Raw genomic sequence first — 20,726 nt, 5'->3', positions numbered from 1 at the left:
CGGTCCTGATTGACCGTCGACTCATTGATCGCGCTACGAAAGGCCGGATTGAGCCGGCTCCGACGGGGGAGCGTCTGTTGACTATGGAGCGACGCGCGGCGACTGATACACCATCAATGGTGACTCTCGAATCGATGCGCGCGGAGGTGGCTCAGCTGGCCGGCGTCGAGCCGGCCGAGGTGGGCGACGACGACGATCTGGTGGCACTCGGCCTGGACTCCATAGGAGTCATGCGGCTTGCCAGCACGTGGCAGCGCGCCGGCGCCGCCGTCTCCTTCGCCGAGCTGATCGAGTGGCGAACACTCGGGCAGTGGTGGCGGGTGCTGTCCGGCGCACCCGCCGGCGCACTGGGCACGGACGCGTCGCAGCCGCAGGCGGGCGCGGACGGCGAGGAGCCATTCCCGCTCGCCACCATGCAGTACGCCTACTGGGTCGGCCGCGCCGACGGGCAGCCGCTCGGCGGCGTGGGCGCCCACTTCTACAACGAGTTCGACGGCCGCGAAGTCGATCCGGACCGCCTGGACCGGGCGGTGCGCGCCCTGCTGCGCCGGCACGGCATGCTCCGGGCGCGGTTCACCGCCGACGGTCGGCAGCAGATCATGCCGGACAGCCTGTGGCCCGGGCTCATCGTGCACGACCTGCGCGGGCTCGACCCGGCCGAGGTCGACCGCCGGCTGACCGAATGCCGGGACCGCATCTCGCACCGCCGGCTACGCGTGGCCGACGGCGAGGTCTTCGACATCCAGCTTTCGCTGCTTCCCGGCGGGCGCTGCCGCACGCACGTGCACATCGAGATGCTGGTCGCCGACGCTCAGAGCTTCCGCGTCCTGCTCGCCGACCTGGCCCGGCTGTACGAGCGCCCCGACGAACCGCCGCCCCCGCTGTCCTACAGCTATCCGCGCTACCTCGCCGCGCTCGGCCCCCGGCGGCAGGCCGCCCGGGAGCGGGACCGGGCGTACTGGCGCGGCCGCCTCGCCGAGCTGCCGGGCGCCCCGGAGCTGCCGCTGGCCGCCGCACCCGAACAGGTTGCCAGCCCGAAGGTGACCCGGCGGCACCACCTGCTGGCGCCGGACCAGTGGGCCGGTCTGCGCGACCAGGCCCACCACAACGGGCTCACCCTCCCGGCGGTGCTGCTCACCGCGTTCTGCGAGGTGCTGGCCGCGTGGAGCGGCCGCCCGCGTTTCCTGCTCAACCTGCCGCTCTACGACCGCGAGTCGGTACATCCCGAGGTCCCGCAACTGGTCGGCGACTTCACGAACCTGTTGCTGCTCGACGCCGACCTGAGCGCACCGCTGCCGTTCGCCGAACAGGCCCGGCGCCTACAGGAGCGGCTGCGCGCGGACGTGGCGCACGCCGCGTACTCCGGCGTCGAGGTGCTGCGTGACCTGTCCAGGGCCGGCGGCCGTCCGATGCTGGTGCCGGTGGTCTTCACCAGCGCCCTCGGCCTGGGTGAGCTGTTCGACGCGCACGTGCGGCGCTGCTTCGGCACGCCGGGGTGGACCAGCTCGCAGACCCCGCAGGTGTGGCTGGACTACCAGGTCACCGAGCGGGAGGGCGGGCTGTTTCTCAACTGGGACGTCGTCGAGGAGCTGTTCGCGCCGGGTTCGGTGGACGCCATGTTCGGCGCCTACCTGCGGATCCTGGAGTGGCTACAGGCGGACGCGGCGAACTGGACCCGTCCGGTGCCCGACCCGCTGCCAGCCGATCAGCGCGGCGCGCGCGCCGCGATCAACGCCACCGACGCCCCCGCGCCGCGGCGGAGCCTGCACCACGCGTTCTTCGCCCTGGCCGCCCGCGAGCCGGACCGGCCGGCGCTGCTGTGGGACGGCGGGCGGTGCGGCTACGCGGAGCTGGCAACCAGCTCCCTGCGGTTCGCGGGCGCGCTGCGCCGCCGCGGCCTGCGCCCGGGCGACCTGGTCGGCGTGACCCTGCCCAAGGGGCCGGACCAGGTAGCCGCGGTTCTCGGCGTACTGGCCGCCGGCGGTACCTACGTCCCGGTCGGCGTAGACCAGCCGGCCGCCCGCCTGCGGCGCGTCTACGCGGCCGCCGGCCCGCGCCTGCTCGTCGCGGAGTCCACGGTGGACGGTGCTCCGCCGGCCGTCACCCCGGCGGAGGCTCGGGCGGCCGATCCGCTGCCGGCGCCCGAACCGTGCGATCCCGGCCAGCCGGCATATGTCATCTACACGTCCGGCTCCACCGGCGAACCCAAGGGCGTGGTCGTCAGCCACGCCGCGGCCGCGAACACCATCGACGCGATCAACGACCGGTGGCGCGTCGGCCCCGAAGACCGGGTGCTGGCTGTCTCCGCCCTCGACTTCGACCTGTCGGTCTACGACATCTTCGGGCTCCTGGCGGCCGGCGGGGCAATAGTGCTCGTCGGCGAGGCCGAGCGGCGGGACGCGGGCCGCTGGCTGGAACTGGTACGCAGGCACCGGGTGACGATCTGGCAATCCGTGCCGGTGCTACTCGACATGCTGCTCACCGCCGCGTCCGGGGCCAGCGGCACGCTCGGCGGCAGCCTAAGGCTGGCGCTGGTCGGCGGCGACTGGGTGGGCACCGACCTGCCTGGCCGGCTCACCGCGCTCTGCCCGGACGCCCGGTTCGCCGGCCTCGGCGGCACGACGGAGACGGCGATCCACTCGACCTTCTGCGAGGTGTCCGCGGCGCCCGCCCACTGGCGGGCCGTCCCGTACGGCGTACCGCTGCGCAACGTGCGCTGCCGGGTGGTGGACGCACGCGGGCGCGACTGCCCGGACTGGGTCGCCGGGGAGCTGTGGATCGGCGGAGACTCGGTCGCCGAGGGGTACCGGGGTGACCCGGACCGCACCGCCGAGCGCTTCGTGGCTCGCGACGGCGTGCGGTGGTACCGCACCGGCGATCTTGCCCGGTACTGGCCGGACGGCACGCTGGAGTTCCTCGGCCGTGCGGACTTCCAGATCAAGCTGCGCGGTCACCGGATCGAGCTGGGCGAGGTGGAGGCCGTGCTGCGGTCGTGCCCCGGCGTCGGTCAGGCGGTGGCGGTGCTCGTCGACGGCCCGTCGCCACGGCTGGCCGCGGCGGTCGTGCCCGCGGCCGGGTCCGAAGTGGAACCTGCTGCCGTCGCCCGGCTCGCCGCCGACCAGCTACCCGGATACATGGTGCCGGAGCGGATCGGCGTGCTCGAGCGCCTGCCGCTGTCGTCCAACGGCAAGGTGGACCGGCCCGCGGTCGCGGCGCTGGTCGCCGGCCAGACCGGTGAACGCCCCGCCGAGCCGCCGCGTGGGCCGGTCGAGGCCGCTGTCGCCGCCGCCTGGGCGGGCGTCCTCGGCGTTCCCGAGGTGTCGCGCGACGGCAACTTCTTCACGCTTGGCGGCGACAGCCTGCTCGCCACCCGGCTGGTGTCCCGCCTGTCGGCGGCCGGCGTCACCGGAGCCACCCTCGCCGGCCTCTTCGCGGCGCCGGTCTTCGCCGACTTCGCGGCGCCGCTGGGGCTGGGCGCGGCGGCGCCGCACGCGCCGCTCACCGCCGATCTGGCCCGCCGGCACGAACCCTTCCCGCCGACGGACGTGCAGCGTGCGTACTGGATGGGGCGCAAGGACGACTTCGCCCTCGGCGGGGTGGGCTCGCACTGGTACTGGGAGTTCGACGGCGAGGCGGTCGACCTGGCGCGGCTGGAGGAGGCGCTCAACCGCCTCGTCGCGCGGCACGAGATGCTCCGCGTGGTGTTCGACGCCGACGGGCGGCAGCGCATCCTGCCCACCGTCCCCCGGCTCGAGATCCCCGTGCTTGTCGGCGCGGACGAGGCGGCGCTGGCCGAGCGGCGGGAGGCGGTCGCGCACCGGGTGCCCGATCCGAGCCGCTGGCCGCTGACCCACGTGTGGGCAGCGCGCTACGGCCAGGGCCGGACCCGGATCGGGTTCAGCTTCGACTACATCGCCCTGGACGCGCTCAGCATCGTCATCGTCTTCGCCGAGCTCTCCGCCCTGTACCGCGATCTGGACGCCGAGTTGCCACCGGTGCGGATGTCCTTCCGCGACTACGTGTTGGCCGCGCCGCCGGCCGACGAGGTGGAACGGGCCGGAAAGTACTGGACGGCGCGGCTGTCGGGGCTGCCGCCGGCGCCCCGGCTGCCGCTGCGGGTGGATCCGGCGCACGTCACCGCGCCCCGGTTCGTCCGGCGAGAGGCCAGGCTGTCACCGGACGAGTGGCGGTCCGTCACCGAGCGGGCCAAGGCGTACGGCCTCACGCCGGCGGCGGTGCTGCTCACCGCGTACGCCGAGGTCCTGGCCGCCTACGGCGACCGTCCAGAGTGCACCGTCAACCTGACCCTGTTCGACCGGCGCGACGTCCACCCCGACATCGACCGCGCGGTGGGCGACTTCACGTCGCTGCTGTTGGTCGCCTATCAGCCGGCCGCTGGCGAGGGTTTCCTCGACGCGGTGCGGCGCACGCAGGGCCAGCTTTGGGCCGACATGGAGCATCGAGCGGTGTCCGCGCTGTGGGTGCTGCGCGAGCTGGCCCGCCACACCGGCGATCCGACCGCGGGCATGCCGGTCGTGTTCACCAGCGCGCTGGGTGTGGCCCGCGAGCTGGCTGATCTCACGTTCCCGTTCGGCGAGCTGGTCTGGGGGCTCTCCCAGACGCCCCAGGTGTGGCTGGACTGCCAGGTGATGGAGCGCGCCGGTGGCCTCGCCGTCAACTGGGACGCGGCCGAGGAGCTCTTCCAGCCCGGGGTGCTGGACGCGATGTTCGACCAGTACGTCGCGCTGCTGCGCCGGATGGCCGCCAGCGACTGGGCCGCACCGGTGCCGTCGCTGCTGCCCGCCGGGCAGGCGACCGTGCGGGCCAGGGTCAACGACACCGCCGCTCCATCCCGAGCACGCGCCCTGCACGACCGGCTCTTCGCGGTGGCGGCGCGCGACCCGGACCGGCCGGCGTTGATCTGGGACGCCGGCGATCGGGGCGCGGTGGTGACCTACGGGGAGCTGGTGGGGCGGGCGCTTCGCGTCGGCGCCCTGCTGCGCGAGCATGGTGTGTGCCCCGGTGACGTGGTCGGTGTGACCCTGCCCAAGGGGCCGGACCAGGTGGCCGCGGTGCTCGGCATCCTGGCCGCCGGCGGTGCGTACGTGCCCGTCGGGCTCGAGCAGCCGGCTCACCGGCGCGACCGGATCTACCGCGACGCCGGCGTCCGGCTCGCGCTCACCGGCGCCGGGGACGTCCTGGCGGGGTGCACCGCCCTCCCGATCGGCGAGGCCGCCGGCGTCGACCCGCTGCCCGCCACGGTGCCGGTCACGCCGGACGCGCTGGCGTACGTCATCTACACCTCGGGGTCCACCGGCGACCCCAAGGGCGTGGAGATCGAACACCGCGCGGCGGCCAACACCGTCGACGACGTAAACGAGCGCTACGGCATCGGGCCGGCCGACCGGGTGCTGGCCGTCTCCGCGCTCGACTTCGACCTGTCCGTGTACGACATCTTCGGCCTGCTCGGCGCTGGCGGCGCGGTCGTGCTGGTCGCCGAGGACGACCGGCGCGAGGCGCGACGGTGGGCGGAGCTGGTGCGGCGGCACGGCGTCACCGTCTGGAACTCCGTGCCGGCTCTGCTCGACATGATCCTCGTCGCCGCCCGGCCCGGCGACCTCGCCACCCTCCGGTGCGTGCTCGCCTCCGGTGACTGGGTAGGGCTGGACCTGCCGGAGCGCCTGGCGGCGGCGGCCCAAAAGGCGCGGTTCATTGCCTTGGGCGGTGCCACGGAGGCGGCCATCTGGTCCAACGCATACGAGGTTCCCGCCGAGGTGCCGGCCGCCTGGCGCTCGGTGCCGTACGGGTATCCGCTGCGCAACCAGCGGTTCCGGGTCGTCGACGAGCGCGGCCGGGACCGGCCGGACTGGGTGCCGGGCGAACTGTGGATCGGCGGCCACGGCGTCGCGCGCGGCTACCGCGGCGACCCCGAGCGCACCGCCGAGCGCTTCGTGCGGCACGAGGGTGAGCGCTGGTACCGCACCGGCGACCTGGGCCGGTACTGGCCGGACGGCACCCTCGAGTTCCTCGGCCGAGCGGACACCCAGGTGAAGGTGCGCGGCCACCGTATCGAGCTGGGCGAGGTGGAGGCGGCGCTGGCCGCACATCCGGCGGTGAGCGCGGCGGTGGCGGCGGTGGTGGGCGATGGGACCGGACGCCGGGTGGCCGCCGCGGTCCTGGCGGACGGTGGACCGGTCGACGCGGCCGCCTTGCGGTCTTTCGCCGCCGACCGGCTGCCGCCCTACGCGGTGCCGGACCCGCTGCTCGCGGTGGACGAGTTCCCGCTCACCAGCAACGGCAAGGTGGACCGGCGGGCATTGGCCCGGCGGCTCGCCGCCCGGCACGACACCGGCCTCGCGGCGGGGCCCGACGACGGCGCGGCGCCGCGGACACCGGTCGAGCACGACCTGGCCGAGATGTGGTCGCGGCTATTGGGCGTGAGTCCGGTCGGCCGCGAGTCGAGCTTCTTCGCGCTCGGCGGCGACAGCATCTCGGCAACCCGCCTGGCCGAGCTGGTCCGGCGACGGTACGGGATCGCGCTGCCGCTGCGCGAGCTGCTGGCGGCGCCGACGGTGGCGCAGCTCGCCGCGCTGGTCACCGCGGCCATCGAGGACCCCGATGTTGAGGAGGGCGACCTGTGACGACGCGCGCCGGCGACCTGGTATCCGAGCTGGAGGCGCTCGGCTTCCAGCTTTGGGAAGACGAGGGCCGGCTCCGGTTCCGCGGCCCGAAGGGCCTGCTGAGCCCGGAGCGGCGGGCCGAGCTGCGCGACCACCGGCAGGCCGTGCTGGCGCACCTGCGGGAGAACGGCGCGCCGGCGCTGACGCCGGAGCCGTACCGGCGCCACGAACCATTCCCGGTGACCGACGTGCAGGCGGCCTACCTGCTCGGCCGTTCGGCCACGTTCGCGCTCGGCGGCGTCGGCTGCCATGGCTACGGCGAACTGGCCTTCGCCGAGTTGGATCCGGCGCGCCTGGAGGAGGCGTTCCGGGCACTGATCGCCCGCCACGACATGCTGCGCGCCGTGGTGTCGCCGGACGGCACCCAGCGGGTGCTGGCGCAGGTGCCGCCGTACCGGGTGGCGGTGACCGACGTGCGCGACCAGCCCGAGCAGCGGGCCGAGCAGGCGGTGCTGCGCAACCGCGCCGAGATGGACCACCGGGTGTACGAGCCGGACCGGTGGCCGCTGTTCGACCTGCGGGTGTCCCGTACCGCCGGCGGCGACCTGCTGCACTTCTCGATCGACTTCCTGATCTGCGACTTCGTCAGCATCCAGGTGCTGCTGCGCGAGCTGGACCAGATGTATCGGGGCGTGGAGCCGGCGCCACTCGCGGTGACCTACCGGGACTATCTGGCGGCGGACCGGCGCTCGCGCACCGGCGCGCGGTACGAGCGCGACCGGGCCTACTGGTGGTCCAAAGTGGACACCCTGCCGCCGGCACCCGAGCTGCCGTTGCGCACCGGGGCCGACGCTGCCTCGCCGCCGCGGTTCCGGCGCTGGCAGGCGGTGCTGGAGCCGGAGCGGTGGGCGGCGCTGCGCCAGCGGGCCGGCGCGCACGGGGTGAGCCCAGCGGGCGCGGTGCTCGCCGCGTACGCCGAGGTGGTGGGCCGGTGGAGCCGCCAACCCAGGTTCACCCTCGACGTCACGCTGCTCGACCGCCAGCCCCTGGCCCCCGACGTGGACCGGCTGGTCGGCGACTTCACCTCGGTGACGCTGCTGGAGGTGGATCCGGGCGCGGCCGGCGCCCTCGCGCAGACCTTCGCACAGCGGGCCGGCGCGCTGCGCGACCAGTTGTGGCGAGACCTGGACCACCGGCTCTGTTCGGGTGTCGAGGTCATGCGCGAGATCGGCCGCCGGCGCGGTGCCGGCAACGCGCTCATGCCGGTGGTGTTCACCAGCGCCATCGGGCTCGCCGGGGCCGGCGGGGACGCCTCGACGTTCGGCGGCGAGCCGCTGTACGGCATCAGCCAGACCCCGCAGGTGTGGATCGACTGCCAGAACATCGAGCGAGGTGGCACACTCGCGACGAACTGGGACGTGCGGGAAGGCGTGTTCCCCGACGGGGTCGTGGACGACATGTTCGCCGCCTACACCGCCCTGCTGGGCGCGCTGGCCACCAGCGACGCCGCCTGGCGCGAGACCGACCCGGTCCGGTTGCCGGCCGCCACCGTGGCGTGCCGCGAGCGGGTCAACGACACCGCCGCGCCGGTGCCCGACGTGCTGCTCCACGAGCCGGTGCTGGCCCAGGCGGTCCGCAGCCCGCAACGCGTCGCCGTGATCGGGGGTGGTCGCTCCTACACGTACCGCGAGGTGGTGGCGCGCGCGACCGCGACAGCGGCGGTGCTGCGCGAGCGCGGATGCCGGCCCGGCGACCTCGTGGCGCTGGTCATGGACAAGGGCGTCGAACAGGTCGTGGGGGCGCTGGGCACGCTCATCGCGGGCGGGGTCTACCTGCCGGTCGACACCACGCAGCCGCCCGCTCGGCGCGAGGCGATCGTCGCGGACGCGGGCGCCCGCTACCGGCTCACCCAGTCGTGGATCGCCGGCGCGGTCGACAAGGCCATCGCGGTCGACCTGGTGGAGCCGGCCAGCGGTCCACCGGATCCGGCGCTCCGCGCCCGGGACGACCTCGCTTACGTGATCTACACGTCAGGGTCCACCGGCAGTCCCAAGGGCGTGATGATCAGCCACGCCGCCGCGGTGAACACGATCGTCGACATCAACCAGCGGTTTGCGGTCGGCCCGGAGGATCGGGTGCTGGGCCTGGCGCATCTGGGCTTCGACCTGTCGGTGTACGACATCTTCGGCCCGCTCGCCACCGGCGGATGCCTGGTGCTGCCCGACCCCGGACGGCAGGCGGACCCGTCGCACTGGGCCGAGCTGATGGCGGCCAACGGCGTGACCCTGTGGAACTCGGTCCCCGCCCAGCTTCAGATGTTGGTGGACTACCTGCGCGCGGTGCCAGCCGGACCCCGCCCGGCGCCGCGGCTGGCGTTGCTGTCCGGAGACTGGATTCCGGTCGCCCTGCCGGACCAGGCGCGGGCCGTACTGCCGGGCGTCGATCTGGTGAGCCTGGGCGGCGCCACCGAGGCGTCGATCTGGTCGATCGCATACCCCATCGCCGAGGTGCCCGCGCACTGGCGGAGCGTCCCGTACGGTACGCCGTTGGCGAACCAGACGTTCCACGTGTTGGACGCGGCCGGCCGGCCCTGCCCGGACTGGGTGGCCGGCGAGCTGTACATCGGCGGTGCCGGTGTCGCGCTCGGCTATCTCGGTGACGAGGAGCGCACCGCGCGGCGATTCGTGCGCGATCCGGCGACCGGCGAGCGGCGGTACCGTACCGGCGACTTTGGACGGTACCGCCCGGACGGGGTCATCGAGTTTCTGGGCCGGGAAGACCTCCAGGTGAAGATCCGCGGCCACCGCATCGAACTGGCCGAGGTGGAGGCGGCGGTGGCGAGCTGTCCCGGCGTCGGCGCCGCGGTCGCGCTCGCCGACGGCGAGCCGCCGCTGGGTCGCCGGCTCGCCGCGGTGGTGGAACCGGCGCGGCGCGACCCCGAGCCGGTACCGGACGGGCTCGCCGCGGCGGCGAGTTCCGCTGGCGCCGCGGTGCTGTCCGATGTAGACCTCGACGGCTACCTGCGGTACACCCGGGATCTGGACCGGGCGGCGCTGGTGGCGATGGTGTGTGCCCTACAGCGCGCCGGCCTCTTCGGTGCACCGGGCGCGACGCACGGCCTGGACGAGGTGCTTTCCGCCTCGGCGGTGGCCCCCCGCCATCACCGGTTGGTACGCCGCTGGCTGCGCTCCCTGGTGGCTGAGGGCGTCCTCGGCGTGGAGCCGGACGGCCAGTACCGGCTCGCGCAGCCGGTCAACGAGCTGGCCCTGGCCCAAGCCTGGCGACGCGTGGACGGTGGGCCCGTCCCGCCGGCCGAGGCGCCGCTGGTCGACTACTTCCGGGCCAGCACCGCGCACCTGCCGGCGCTGCTTCGCGGGGACACCGATCCGCTGCGGCTGCTGTTTCCCGAAGGGCGGCTGGAGGTGTCGGCGAACCTCTACGAGGAGGCGCTGTTCAACCGGTGGGCCAATGCGGCCGCCGGGGCGGTGGTGCGGGCGATCGCGCGAGCGGGGAAGCCGCGGTCCCCGTTGCGGGTGCTCGAAGTGGGCGCCGGCGGGGGCGGCACGACGGCCGCGGTCCTCGATGGCCTGGATGACTGGCCGGTCGACTACCTCTACACGGACCTGTCGCCGTTCTTCCTGAACGCCGGACGGGAGCGGTTCGGCGGCCGGGCCGGCGTCCGGTTCGCACCACTCGATCTGGATCTGGACGGCGGGCCCGGCGGGGACCCGGTGGTCGCCGGCCAGTACGACATCATCGTCGCCGGCGACGTGCTGCACGCCACCCGCGACGTGGACGCAACCATGGGGCGCCTACGCGACCTGCTGGTGCCCGGCGGATGGCTGGTCTTCCTGGAGATGACCCGGGACCACTACCAGATCATGACCTCGCTGGAGCTGCTCGTCCGGCCCGAGGAGACCGGGTCCGAACAGGCCGACCGCCGGTCCGGCCGAGACCTGACGTTTCTCGACCGCACCGAGTGGGCGCGAGTGGTCGCGCAGGCCGGCGGCGAGCTGGCGGTGTGCCTGCCCGAAGCCACCGAGCGCGTGCTACCTGAACTGGGGCTGCACGTGTTCGCGGCGCGGTTCAAGAGCGACCGGTGCCACGTGGAGGCGGAGGAGATTCGCGCTCACGTGGCGAGCCGGCTGCCGGAGTACATGGTGCCGACCCACGTGCGGGTCGTGGACGCGTTGCCGTTGACGGGCAACGGCAAGGTCGACCGCGCGCGGGTGGCGAGCCTTGTCGCACCGGCCACCGCCGGTGTCCGGGAACGGCAGGACGGCGCCGCGCCGGCCGACGACCTGGAGCGCGAGATCGCCGCCATCTGGGCCGAGGTCCTCCAGGTGCCAGAGGTCGGTCGCGACGACGATTTCTACGGGCTCGGCGGCGACTCGCTGCTCGCCGCGCAGCTCGTCGGGCGGGTGACGGAGGAGGTCCGGTACGCCGCGTCGATGTTCTTCGACCAGGTGCTGCGGCTGATGCTGGAGGGCCGTACGGTGGCGGCGTTCGCGGCGGCGTTGCGCACCGAACGACCGGCGGACGATCCGCCGGTCCAGGCGGAGGCGGCTAGCGGCCCGGCGGCCGTGGTCACCGCGCTGGGCGGCGACGGGCCGGTCGCCTGGGTACTGGTGCCGGACGGCGGCGGGGACCTCAGCGCGTACGGCCCGGTGCGCGACGCGCTCGCCGGGCGGGGCCGGGTCCTCGGCCTGGCTCCGCCCGACCGCGACCGCTACCTGGCGGTCCAACCCGCCGCGCTGGTGGGGCACCTGGCCGTCCGGTACGCCGACGCCCTGGCTCAGGAGCTTGGCGGTGCACCGGTGCACCTGGTCGGCTCGGGCTTCGGGGCGATCGTCGCCGTGGAGACCGCGCGCGCGTTGGCCGAAGCCGGCGCCCCGGTGGCCGGGCTCACCGTGATCGGTCGGCCGGCGGCAGGTGCCGAGGCCGCCGATCCCGTGCCGGCGCACAGCCTGAGCGCGGCCGAGCGGTACCAGCCGGAGCCGTACGCGGGTGACCTCACGGTGTTCTGCGCCGCTGCGGAGGTGGCCGCGCAGGAGGCGTACTGGCGGGAAGTGTGCCTCGGCGACGTGGTGGTCCGGCCGCTGCCCGACGGCGCGGCTGCCGGGCTGGAGGCGGGCCTGCTCACCCCCGCCGCCGCCGCGGCGGCGGCCGCTGCCCTAGGTGGTCGCGCGTGATTGGCGTGGTCGGCGCGACCGGCGCGGTCGGCGCGGCGGCGGTGCGCCAGCTCGCCGCCTGGGGCTACCCGGTACGGGCCGGCGGGCGGAGCCGGGTACGCCTGGAGCGGCTCGCCGCGGCGGCCGGGCCGGAGCTGGCGGTCCGGCCGGTGGATGTCGAAGACCCGGCCGGCCTCGCCGACTTCTGCGCCGGGTGCCAGGCGGTGGTCAACTGCGCCGGCCCGTCCGTCGTGGTGCTGGACCGGGTGGCCCGCGCCGCCGCCGCGGCCGGCGCGGACTACGTGGACGCGGCCGGCGACGAGCGGCTGGCCACCATGCTGCGCGCCGCACCGGCCAGCGCGCCCGGCGCCTGCGTGCTGTCCGCCGGAATGACGCCGGGCCTGTCCGGGCTGCTGCCCCGGTACCTGGCCGGCGAAGGATTCGATCAGGTGCACCGGCTCATCGCCCATCACGGCGGCCGGGACCGCTTCACACCGGCCGGCGCGGCGGACTACCTGGCCGAAGTGGACGGTGGCGGTGGAGAGCCCGGTGGGGTGTGGCGCGACGGCGCGGTGCTGCCGCGGGCGCTCGCCGCCGAGGCCGGCGCGCGGCTGCCGTTCTTCCCGGAGCCCGCCGCGGTGCGGCCATACCTGGCGCCGGAGACGGTGCGGCTGGCTCGCGACCTGAGGCTCGCGGAGGCGCGGTGGTACAACGTGTTCGCCGGCGAGCGGACCCTGGATGCGCTGGAGCGGGCCCGGTCGCTGGCAGACCCGGCGCGGGCCGTGGCGGAGCTGGTGCGCGCCGCCGAGCTGGACGTGTTCGGCCGCGCCCCCTACCAAATCTTCGTGCTGGAGCTGGCCGGTGCCCAGGGCGGCGCGCCGGTGACCCGGACGTTGGTCGTGCGCGGCGGGGAGGCGAGCACGCTGACCGGCGTCACCGCCGCGATGGCCGCCGCCGCGGTGGTGGCGGGGGAGTGCCCGCCCGGCGTCCACTACGCCGCCGAGGTGCTGGACGCGGCGGCCGCTGTGCGGCGCCTGCACAAGAGCGAAGCGCTGGCCGCGTTCGCGGTGCTCGTAGGACCCGCGGCCGGTGCGCTGGACGCGGAGGACGGCGCGCTGTGACGACCGGATGGAGCGACGGGCGGCCCATGCGGGTCGTGGTCTGCGGTACCAAGTTCGGCCAGGTCTACCTGGAAGGCCTCGCCGCGCCCGACCCGGCGTACGAGCTGGCGGGCGTGCTCGCCCGCGGCAGCGAGCGCTCGCGGGCCTGCGCGCGGCACTACGGCGTACCGCTGTTCACCAGCGTGGAGCAGCTGCCCGCGGACGTCGACGCCGCCTGCGTGGTGGTACGTGGCGGGCTGCTCGGCGGGCCGGGCGCCGACCTCGCCCAGGCCCTGCTGGCCCGTGGCCTGCATGTCCTGCAGGAGCATCCACTGCACCACGACGAGCTGGCCGCGTGCCTGCGCACCGCCCGGCGGCACCGGGTCGTCTACCGGCTCAACTCGTTCTACGTGCACACCGCACCGGTGCGGCGGTTCCTCGGCGCGGCCCGCGAGTTGCTGCGCCGGCAGCCGGCCCTCTATGTCGACGCGGCCTGCGGGTTCCAGGTGGCGTACGCGCTGCTGGACATCCTCGGCGCGGCGCTGGGCCGGCTCCGGCCGTGGGGCTTGGCCGGGCCGGCGCCGCTGCCGCCGGAGGTGTCGGCCCTCACCGGGCTGCGCGTCCCGTTCCGCAGCCTGGACGGTGTGCTGGCCGGGATACCGCTGACGCTGCGGGTGCAGAACCAGCTCGATCCGGCGGACCCGGACAACTACGCCCATCTGCTGCACCGCGTCACGCTCGGCACCGAGGGCGGAAGCCTCACCCTGGTCGGCACGCACGGCCCCGTGGTGTGGTCGCCGCGGCCGGACTTCCCGCGGGACGTGCGCGACGAAGCCGCCGCGGCGCCGCACTACGACCGCGCGTACGCCGGCGACGACCACCTCGACGTGCCGAGCGGGGGAGTCCTCGGCACGGCCGACGCGCCGAGCTACCGGCAGGTGTTCCGGTCGGTGTGGCCGGCGGGCGTGCGGCAGGCGGTGGTAGAGCTACGCCGGGCGGCCGAGGCCGGTGAAGACCCGCTCGCCGCCGGCCAGTACCACCTGACGCTGTGCCGGCTCTGGCAGGACGTCACCGCCCGCCTGGGGCCGCCGGAGCTGGTCAGCGAGGCTCCGCCGCGACCCCTGTCGCCCGCCGAGGTCGGTGCGGTGGCAAGCGCGGGTGCCGGGGCGGTGCCATGACCGAGGACGCCGGCCGCTGGCTGATCCGCTTCCGGCCACGCCCCGACGCGGCGCTGCGACTGGTCTGCTTCCCGCACGCCGGCGGTAGCGCGGCCTTTTTCCGGCCCTGGCTGGAGCTGGTCCCACCGGAGGTGGAGCTGGTCGCGGTGCAGTATCCGGGCCGCCTGGACCGGCTCGGCGAGCCGTGCGTGACGGACATGGATCAGATGTCGCGCCGGATCCTCGCCGCGCTCGCCGCGACACCGGGCGCGGCGGTCGCGCTCTTCGGGCACAGCATGGGTTCGGTGATCGCGTACGAGGTCGCCCGGCGGCTCTGCGCGGCGCCCGGCGGGCCACCGCTCGCGCGGCTGATGGTCTCCGGCCGGCCCGGACCCGCCTACCACAGTGGACGGACGTGGCACCGGGCGGGCGACGGCGCCCTCGCCGACGAGCTGCGGCGCCTCGGCGGGACCGACGAGCCGGCGCTGGCCCATCCGGAGCTGCGCGGCCTGGTGCTCTCGGTCCTGCGCAACGACTACCGGCTGGTCGAGACCTACCGCCACCGGCCCGGCCCGCCGCTGTCCTGCCCGGTCACTGTGCTGGGCGGCGACGACGATCCGGAAGCGCCGGTGGCCGACCTGGGCGGCTGGGCGGCGACGACGACCGGCCCGGTGGCCACCCGGCTGTTTCCGGGCGGTCACTTCTACCTCGTGCCACACCGGCCGGCCGTGGTGCGCGAGGTGATGGACAGCATCGGTATCCGGCAGGGAGGGACGCGATGACCGATCCGCGACCGCGGACCGCACTGGAGCTCGTTTACCGGATCCAGGAGTTGGCCGACTACATCGTCCCGTTCGCCATCCGCATGACCTGCGAGCTGCGCGTCGCGGACCTGCTCACGGACGGTCCACGCCCGGTGGCGCAGCTGGCCGCGGCCACCGGCACGCACCCGCCGACCCTGTGTCGTGTGCTGCGTACGCTCGCCACCAAGGAGATCTTCGTCGAGGTGGAACCGGAGGTCTTCGGCCTCACCCCGGCGGCGCAGCTTTTCCGGGGCGACCATCCGTTGTCGCTGCGCGACGCGTACCCGATGATCCCGGCGAACTTCGAGGCGTGGGCACACTTCGCCCACACCGTACGCACCGGCGAGCCGGTGTTCCCTCACGTGCACGGCGTCCCGTACTACGAGCACCTGGCCACCCATCCGGACGACAGCGCCCGCTTCGACGGCATCCAGGGGGCGGGCAGCCGGCTGGAGCTGCGGGCGACGCTGCGGGCGTACGAGTGGGGGCGGCTGGCGAGCGTCGTGGACGTGGGCGGCAGCAACGGCGCGTTCCTGGCCGGCTTGCTCGCGCGGTACCGGCGGCTGCGCGGCGTGCTGTTCGAGCTGCCACACGTGGCGAAGGGCGCCGAGGCGGTGCTGGCGGCGGCCGGCGTCGCCGATCGCTGCGAGGTGGTCGCCGGCGACTTCTTCGCCGGGGTGCCGGCCGGCCACGACGCGTACGTGCTCAAACGGGTGCTCTACGACTGGGACGACGCGGACGCCGGGCGTCTACTTCGGAGCGTGCGCGAGGCGGTGCGGCCCGACAGCCGCCTGCTGGTTCTCGACCCGGTCGTGGACCCGCGCCCCGAGTTGGCGATCAGCAAGACGTACGACCTGCTCAGCCTCACCATGCTGGGCGGCCGGGCGCGTACCGAGGACGAGGTGGTCGCTCTGTGTGGCGAGGCCGGCTTCGCCGTCACGCGGGTGGTCCAGACGGCGATGTTCCCGCTGATCGAGGCGGCGCCGCGGTGACCGGGCCCGGGGAGGCGGCGGCGACCGCCTTCGCCGTGCGGATGTGGCGTACCTGCCTCGCGACTCAGGAGCTGCTCACGATCTACCTGGGCGTGCGGCTCGGCCTCTACGAGGCGCTCGCCGCCGGGGGCCCCGCCACCGCGGCCGAGTTGGCCGAACGGGCCGGGCTGGCCCCCCGATACGCGCGGGAGTGGCTGGAGCAGCAGGCGGTCGCTGGAATCCTCATCGCCTCCGGCGGCGCTTTCGACGCCGAGCGGCGGCGCTTCGCGCTGCCGGAGGCGCACCGGGTGGTGCTGACCGAATCGGACCACCCGCTGTCGCTCGCGGCGCTCGCGGTGCTGCCGCTGGGCGGCGTGGCCCGGGCGCTGCCGGACTTGCGGGCCGCCTACCGCAGCGGCGCGGGGGTGCCGGACGAGGTGTACGGCGAGGACTGGCTGCGGGGCCACTCCGGCGCCAACCGCGCGCTGTACCGCCACTCGCTCGCGGGCTGGCTCCGCCAGGCGATGCCGGATCTACACCACCGGCTGTGCGCCGGTCCAAGCCGGGTGGCCGATGTCGCCTGCGGCGCAGGCTGGGCCGGCATCGCGATCGCGCAGGCGTACCCCCTGGCGCGCGTCTGCGGCTTCGACCTGGCGCCGGACGCGTTGGCCGACGCCCGGCGCAACGCCGCGGCCGCGGGCGTGGCCGACCGGGTGACCTTCGAGGTACGGGACTGTGCCGAGCCGCCGCCCGGCGCCGGGTTCGACCTGGTGTGCGTGTTCGACGCGCTGCACGAGATGGCGCAGCCGGTGCCGGTGCTGCGGGCCTGCCGCGAGATGCGTACCGCCGGCGGCGCGGTGCTGCTGATGGACGCGCGCGTCGCCGAGGAGTTCACCGCGCCGGGTGACGAGGTCGAACGTTTCCAGTACGCCACGAGCGTGCTGCACTGCCTACCGGCTTGCCTGTCGGGCCCGGACTCGGCCGGCACGGGCACCGTGCTGCGGCCGGCGGTGGTGCGGCGTTACGCGCTGGCCGCCGGTTTCACGGAGGTGGCGGAGGTGCCGGTACAGGAGCGTTTCCACCGCCTGTACCGGCTCGCCTAGACGCCGGATCCATCCGTCCTATTGCGACCGCTTGCGCAGCTCGTCGATGACGAGGTTGGCGATGTCCCGCACCGTGCTGATGTCCTGCGCCCGTTCCTGCTCGATCGGGTCCAGGTCGAACTGGTCCTCAAGGGTGAAGGCCAGCTCCAGCAGCGCCAGCGAATGGTAGCCGAGGTCGTCGACCAGTCGAGCGTCGTCGGATGCCTCCGACTCGGTCTCCGGGGCCAGCTCGGTGACGATCGACCGGACGCCGGCCCGGATCTCGTCTTCGGGCCGGCCATCGACCAGTGTGTCGGGTGCGTTGCTCATTCAGACCTCCTGAGACTGCCCGCCCCGGTGCTGGAGACGGGGTTCCCGGCCAGGCGGCCGGCGACGAAGAGCTGCCAGAGCAGCCTGCGCTTGGGTTTGCCGCTCGTAGTGCGCAGGATCGTGCCGCGCGGCGCGTCGACCACGACGACCTCCGCACCGGGCGCGCGGTGACGCAGCACCTTGGCGGCCGCGGCCAGCCAGCCGTCCCGTGGGTGCTCGACGATGGCGACCGCGGTGCTGGTGCCTTCGCGGACGCCCAGCACCGCCGCGAACCGGTGACTGGGCACGCCGTGCCCGGCCATCGCGGCCTCCAGGTCCTCGGCGAAGACCGTGCGGGCCCGTATCTTGAGGCTGTCGCCGAGCCGGCCGAGCACGAACAGCTGGCCGCCGTGGAGGAAGCCCGCGTCGCCGGAGCGCAGCCGGTCGCCGGTGAACGTGGTGAGCGAGCCGCTCGCGGCCGGTGGTCCGGCGTACCCGGCGGCGACCGAGACTCCCCGGACGACGATCTCCCCGACGGTGTCCTCGGGCAGCGGCTGCCCGTCGGGGTCCTCGACGCGCACCTCGACACCGTCCAGGGGGCGCCCGCAGCCCACCACCGGCTGGGCGTCGGCGGCGCCGGTGACGCGGATCCGCGCGCCGACCGTGAGGCTCGCCGGCTCGCAGCGCAGCGCCCTCCACTCCTCGGGTACCGGCAGACCGGTCGCCGCCAGCGTGGCCTCGGCCATCCCGTACGCGGGCAGCGCCGCCCGCCGGCGCAGGCCATACGGTTCCAGCAGGTTCAGGAACCGGTCCAGGATGACCGGATCGACCCGCTCGGCACCGACGATCACCGCACGCCAACGGGAGAAGTCCAGGCCCGCGAGCTGCTCCGGCCGTACCCGGCGGACGATGTGCGCCAGCCCGAAGGTCGGCATCGCGGTGTGCCGCGCCCCCAGCGCGCCGAAGCAGCGCAGGAACCGCAGCGGGTGCTGGATGAACTGCTCGGGCGAGAGCAGCCAGATGTCGCTGCCGTCGACCACCGGTGTGATGAGGCAGCCGGTCAGCCCCATGTCGTGGTGGACCGGCAGCCACGAGGCCGTCGGGTACTCACCGCGCATGCCGAGCCACGCCCGGATCGCGGCCACGTTCGCGGCGAGCGCGCTGTGCGGCACCCGAACGGGCCGGCTCCGCCCGCTCGACCCCGAGGTGAACTGCACGAGCGCGAGCTCGGCCAGCGGACGGTCACGGGCCGCACCGGTCGCCTCCGCCGCCAGCAGCGACTCGATCTCGATCACCTGGGGCGCGCCGGCGCTGGCGGCGATGGGCGCCACCGTGGCGGCGAGCCGAGCGTCGACGAGCACCGCCGCGGGGCGTACCGCGGTGAGCGCGGCGTGGACGTGCTCGGCGTAGCCGTCCGGGTCGCCGAACAGCATCGGCGGCGCGAGCGGAGACGGTGTCGCGCCGGCCCGCATCGTGCCGAACAGCGCGGCCACGAATCGGGGACCGCCGTGGCTGATCACGGTAACCGCGGCGTCCGGCGGGACGCCCGCGCCGGCGAGGCCGTCGGCGAAGCGTTCGGTCAGGTCCGCGAGCCGCTGGTAGCTCCAGAAGTCCCAGCTGTCGTCCAGGCCGGCGAACCGGATGCCCCGGCGCGGGCTGGGCGCGTCGAGCCAGGAAAGCAAGGAAGGGTTCACGTCGCCTCCGCCGTCGCCGGAAGGTCGCTCTCGCCGCGCGCGACGAGCCGGTCCGCGAGCACCAGCAGGTCGATGTCCTTGGCCCGCACGAACGTCTCGACCGCCTCGCCTGCCGTGTTGACGATCGGCTCGCCAGCGAGGTTGAACGAGGTGTTGACCACCGCCGGCACCCCGGTACGCTGCCTGAACTCCTCGATCAGGGTCCAGTACGCCGGGTTGGTGTCCCGGACCACCTCCTGCGGGCGGGCCGAACCGTCCACATGGGTCACCGCGGGCATCCGGGCGCGCAGCTCCGGCCGCAACACGCCGGCGGCCAGCATGAACCGTGCCGGCTGCCCCACCGGCGTGGCCATAACCTCGTCGAGGTGTTCGGCGAGCACGCTGGGGGCCACCGGCCGCCACATCTCCCGGCCCTTGATCAGGTTGAGCCGCTCGTGGTTGCGCCGGTCCCGAGGGTCGGCGAGGATGCTGCGCGCGCCGAGCGCCCGCTGGCCGATCTCGCCCCTCCCACGCGCCCAGGCCACCACCTGGCCCGCCGACAGCGCCGCGGCGGCCTGCCGGGCGAGCTCCGGCTCCGGCAGCGGGCGCGACACCAGTCCGGCGCCGGCCGCGGCGGCGGCCGCCTGGTCTGCCGAGACGTCCAGCGACCAGTACGCGTGGTCGAAGCGGGTCTGCTGCCGTACCCCGGCGCGCTCCGCCTCGAACAGCGCGGCGCCGACGGAGACGCCGACGTCACTGGGAACGGGCGGCACGTAGACCCGGTCGTAGAGCCCGCTGCGCACCAGCCGGCCGACCATCGAGCAGTTCATCCCCACACCGCCAGCCAGGACCAGCACCGGCGAGTCGACCAGTCGGCGGGCCTGCTCGGCCAGCCCGAGCACCGCCTCCTCCAGGGCGTCCTGGACGGTGGCGGCGAAGTCGGCGTACGCGATCGCCTCCTCGCCTCGGCGCTCGGCGTACGGGTAGTGGCAACCGAACGTGGCGTACAGGAGCCGCTCGTACACGGGGTCGAACCCGAGCAGCGGCCGCCGCCGGCCCGGGTCGTCGGCGTCGCCAGGCGCGCCGGCGACCACCAGTTCGTAGCCGTCGGGGCGGCGGTGCAGCGGCAACCCGCCGCGCGGGCGCCCGTAGGCGGCCAGCCCCATCAGCTTGCCCGCGCCCCACTCGCTAAGGCCGGCCCACCTGCTCGCCGCGGCGTAGAAGAAGCCCAGTGACTGGGCGATCGGCCACTCCCGAAGGATCTCGATGGCACCGCCGTGGCCGCGGGCAATCGTGGAGCACTGGGTCTCGCCGGCGCCGTCGATGACGATGATCGCCACGGGGTCGGCGGGGCAGGGATAGTACGCGCTGGCCGCGTGCGCCAGATGGTGCGGCACCCAGGTGACCGGGGGCATGGCGAGGTCGGGCTGGTCCGGGAAGAGCATCCGGCGCAGGCCGTCGGGCGTGAACCGGCGGCTCTGGCCGAACCGTGACCCGCGGTGGTCCCAGCCGATCGCCACCGCGGCCAGGTCACCCGGCGACACCGACTCGGCGGCCAGGCACTGCTGGATGGCGAGCGCCGGCGGCTGGCCGAGGGCGTGTTTGCGGCGGCCGACCTTCTCCTGCTCCACCAGGCGTATCAATACGCCATCGCGCAGCAGCGCGGCTGACGAGTCGTGAAGGTTTATGTTGACACCGAGCGTGTATCTCGGCGTCGCAGGCTGCGCGGTCGTCATGTCAGCAGAACCCCCGTGAGCCGCGACGGTACCGAAACATCCAAGCTGCTAGCCATGGAGAATAACCAACGCGGTGAGTGAAAGGAACCCCAACAACCACCATT

Annotated in this window: 10 protein-coding genes; 7 read left to right on the top strand and 3 right to left on the bottom strand. The window is 74.5% G+C overall.

Going from position 1 to position 20,726, the window contains the following annotated elements; translation table 11 throughout:
- The first annotated feature begins 134 nt into the window (after positions 1–134).
- Genes V6V89_RS02115 through V6V89_RS02085 form a run of 7 tightly spaced genes read left to right on the top strand, consistent with a single transcriptional unit; the run spans position 135 to position 16,925 of the window.
- Positions 135–6,641, top strand: a complete 6,507-nt coding sequence (locus V6V89_RS02115; protein WP_334617170.1) for an amino acid adenylation domain-containing protein — start codon at positions 135–137, stop codon at positions 6,639–6,641.
- Positions 6,638–11,812 carry a non-ribosomal peptide synthetase gene (locus V6V89_RS02110; RefSeq protein ID WP_334617169.1) on the top strand — a complete coding sequence of 1,725 codons (5,175 nt, stop codon included), beginning with the start codon at positions 6,638–6,640 and terminating at the stop codon, positions 11,810–11,812. The genes V6V89_RS02115 and V6V89_RS02110 overlap by 4 nt, the downstream gene beginning before the upstream one ends.
- Entirely contained in the window at positions 11,809–12,912 is a 1,104-nt protein-coding gene (locus V6V89_RS02105; RefSeq protein ID WP_334617168.1) for a saccharopine dehydrogenase NADP-binding domain-containing protein, read from the top strand. Before V6V89_RS02110 ends, V6V89_RS02105 begins: the two co-directional genes overlap by 4 nt.
- Entirely contained in the window at positions 12,909–14,069 is a 1,161-nt protein-coding gene (locus V6V89_RS02100) for a Gfo/Idh/MocA family oxidoreductase (RefSeq protein ID WP_334617167.1), read from the top strand. The genes V6V89_RS02105 and V6V89_RS02100 overlap by 4 nt, the downstream gene beginning before the upstream one ends.
- A complete protein-coding gene (locus tag V6V89_RS02095) occupies positions 14,066–14,830 on the top strand; it encodes a thioesterase II family protein (RefSeq protein WP_334617166.1) in 765 nt (254 codons plus the stop codon). Before V6V89_RS02100 ends, V6V89_RS02095 begins: the two co-directional genes overlap by 4 nt.
- Positions 14,827–15,843 carry a methyltransferase gene (locus tag V6V89_RS02090; protein ID WP_334617165.1) on the top strand — a complete coding sequence of 339 codons (1,017 nt, stop codon included), beginning with the start codon at positions 14,827–14,829 and terminating at the stop codon, positions 15,841–15,843. Before V6V89_RS02095 ends, V6V89_RS02090 begins: the two co-directional genes overlap by 4 nt.
- Positions 15,840–16,925 carry a class I SAM-dependent methyltransferase gene (locus tag V6V89_RS02085; RefSeq protein ID WP_334617164.1) on the top strand — a complete coding sequence of 362 codons (1,086 nt, stop codon included), beginning with the start codon at positions 15,840–15,842 and terminating at the stop codon, positions 16,923–16,925. The genes V6V89_RS02090 and V6V89_RS02085 overlap by 4 nt, the downstream gene beginning before the upstream one ends.
- An 18-nt stretch (positions 16,926–16,943) precedes the next feature.
- Here V6V89_RS02085 and V6V89_RS02080 read toward each other — a convergent pair whose 3' ends face one another.
- Genes V6V89_RS02080 through V6V89_RS02070 form a run of 3 tightly spaced genes read right to left on the bottom strand, consistent with a single transcriptional unit; the run spans position 16,944 to position 20,622 of the window.
- Positions 16,944–17,234 carry an acyl carrier protein gene (locus V6V89_RS02080; RefSeq protein WP_334617163.1) on the bottom strand — a complete coding sequence of 97 codons (291 nt, stop codon included), beginning with the start codon at positions 17,232–17,234 and terminating at the stop codon, positions 16,944–16,946.
- Positions 17,231–18,907, bottom strand: a complete 1,677-nt coding sequence (locus V6V89_RS02075; protein WP_334617162.1) for an AMP-binding protein — start codon at positions 18,905–18,907, stop codon at positions 17,231–17,233. Before V6V89_RS02075 ends, V6V89_RS02080 begins: the two co-directional genes overlap by 4 nt.
- Positions 18,904–20,622 (bottom strand): carbamoyltransferase family protein, encoded by a 1,719-nt coding sequence (locus V6V89_RS02070; RefSeq protein WP_334617161.1) that lies wholly within the window; start codon positions 20,620–20,622, stop codon positions 18,904–18,906. The genes V6V89_RS02075 and V6V89_RS02070 overlap by 4 nt, the downstream gene beginning before the upstream one ends.
- Between the last annotated feature and the right edge of the window lie 104 nt (positions 20,623–20,726).

Source organism: Micromonospora sp. CPCC 206061 (genome assembly GCF_036906915.1).
Taxonomy (GTDB): domain Bacteria; phylum Actinomycetota; class Actinomycetes; order Mycobacteriales; family Micromonosporaceae; genus Phytohabitans.
The sequence above is the reverse complement of the archived record's forward strand: the minus strand, read 5'-3'. Positions and strand labels throughout refer to the sequence as shown.

Bases quoted from the DNA above. Each gene is read 5' to 3' on its own strand.
- V6V89_RS02115 (WP_334617170.1), top strand. From the start codon at position 135: ATGCGCGCGGAGGTGGCTCAGCTGGCCGGCGTCGAGCCGGCCGAGGTG.
- V6V89_RS02095 (WP_334617166.1), top strand. From the start codon at position 14,066: ATGACCGAGGACGCCGGCCGCTGGCTGATCCGCTTCCGGCCACGCCCC.
- V6V89_RS02090 (WP_334617165.1), top strand. From the start codon at position 14,827: ATGACCGATCCGCGACCGCGGACCGCACTGGAGCTCGTTTACCGGATC.
- V6V89_RS02080 (WP_334617163.1), bottom strand. From the start codon at position 17,234: ATGAGCAACGCACCCGACACACTGGTCGATGGCCGGCCCGAAGACGAG.
- V6V89_RS02070 (WP_334617161.1), bottom strand. From the start codon at position 20,622: ATGACGACCGCGCAGCCTGCGACGCCGAGATACACGCTCGGTGTCAAC.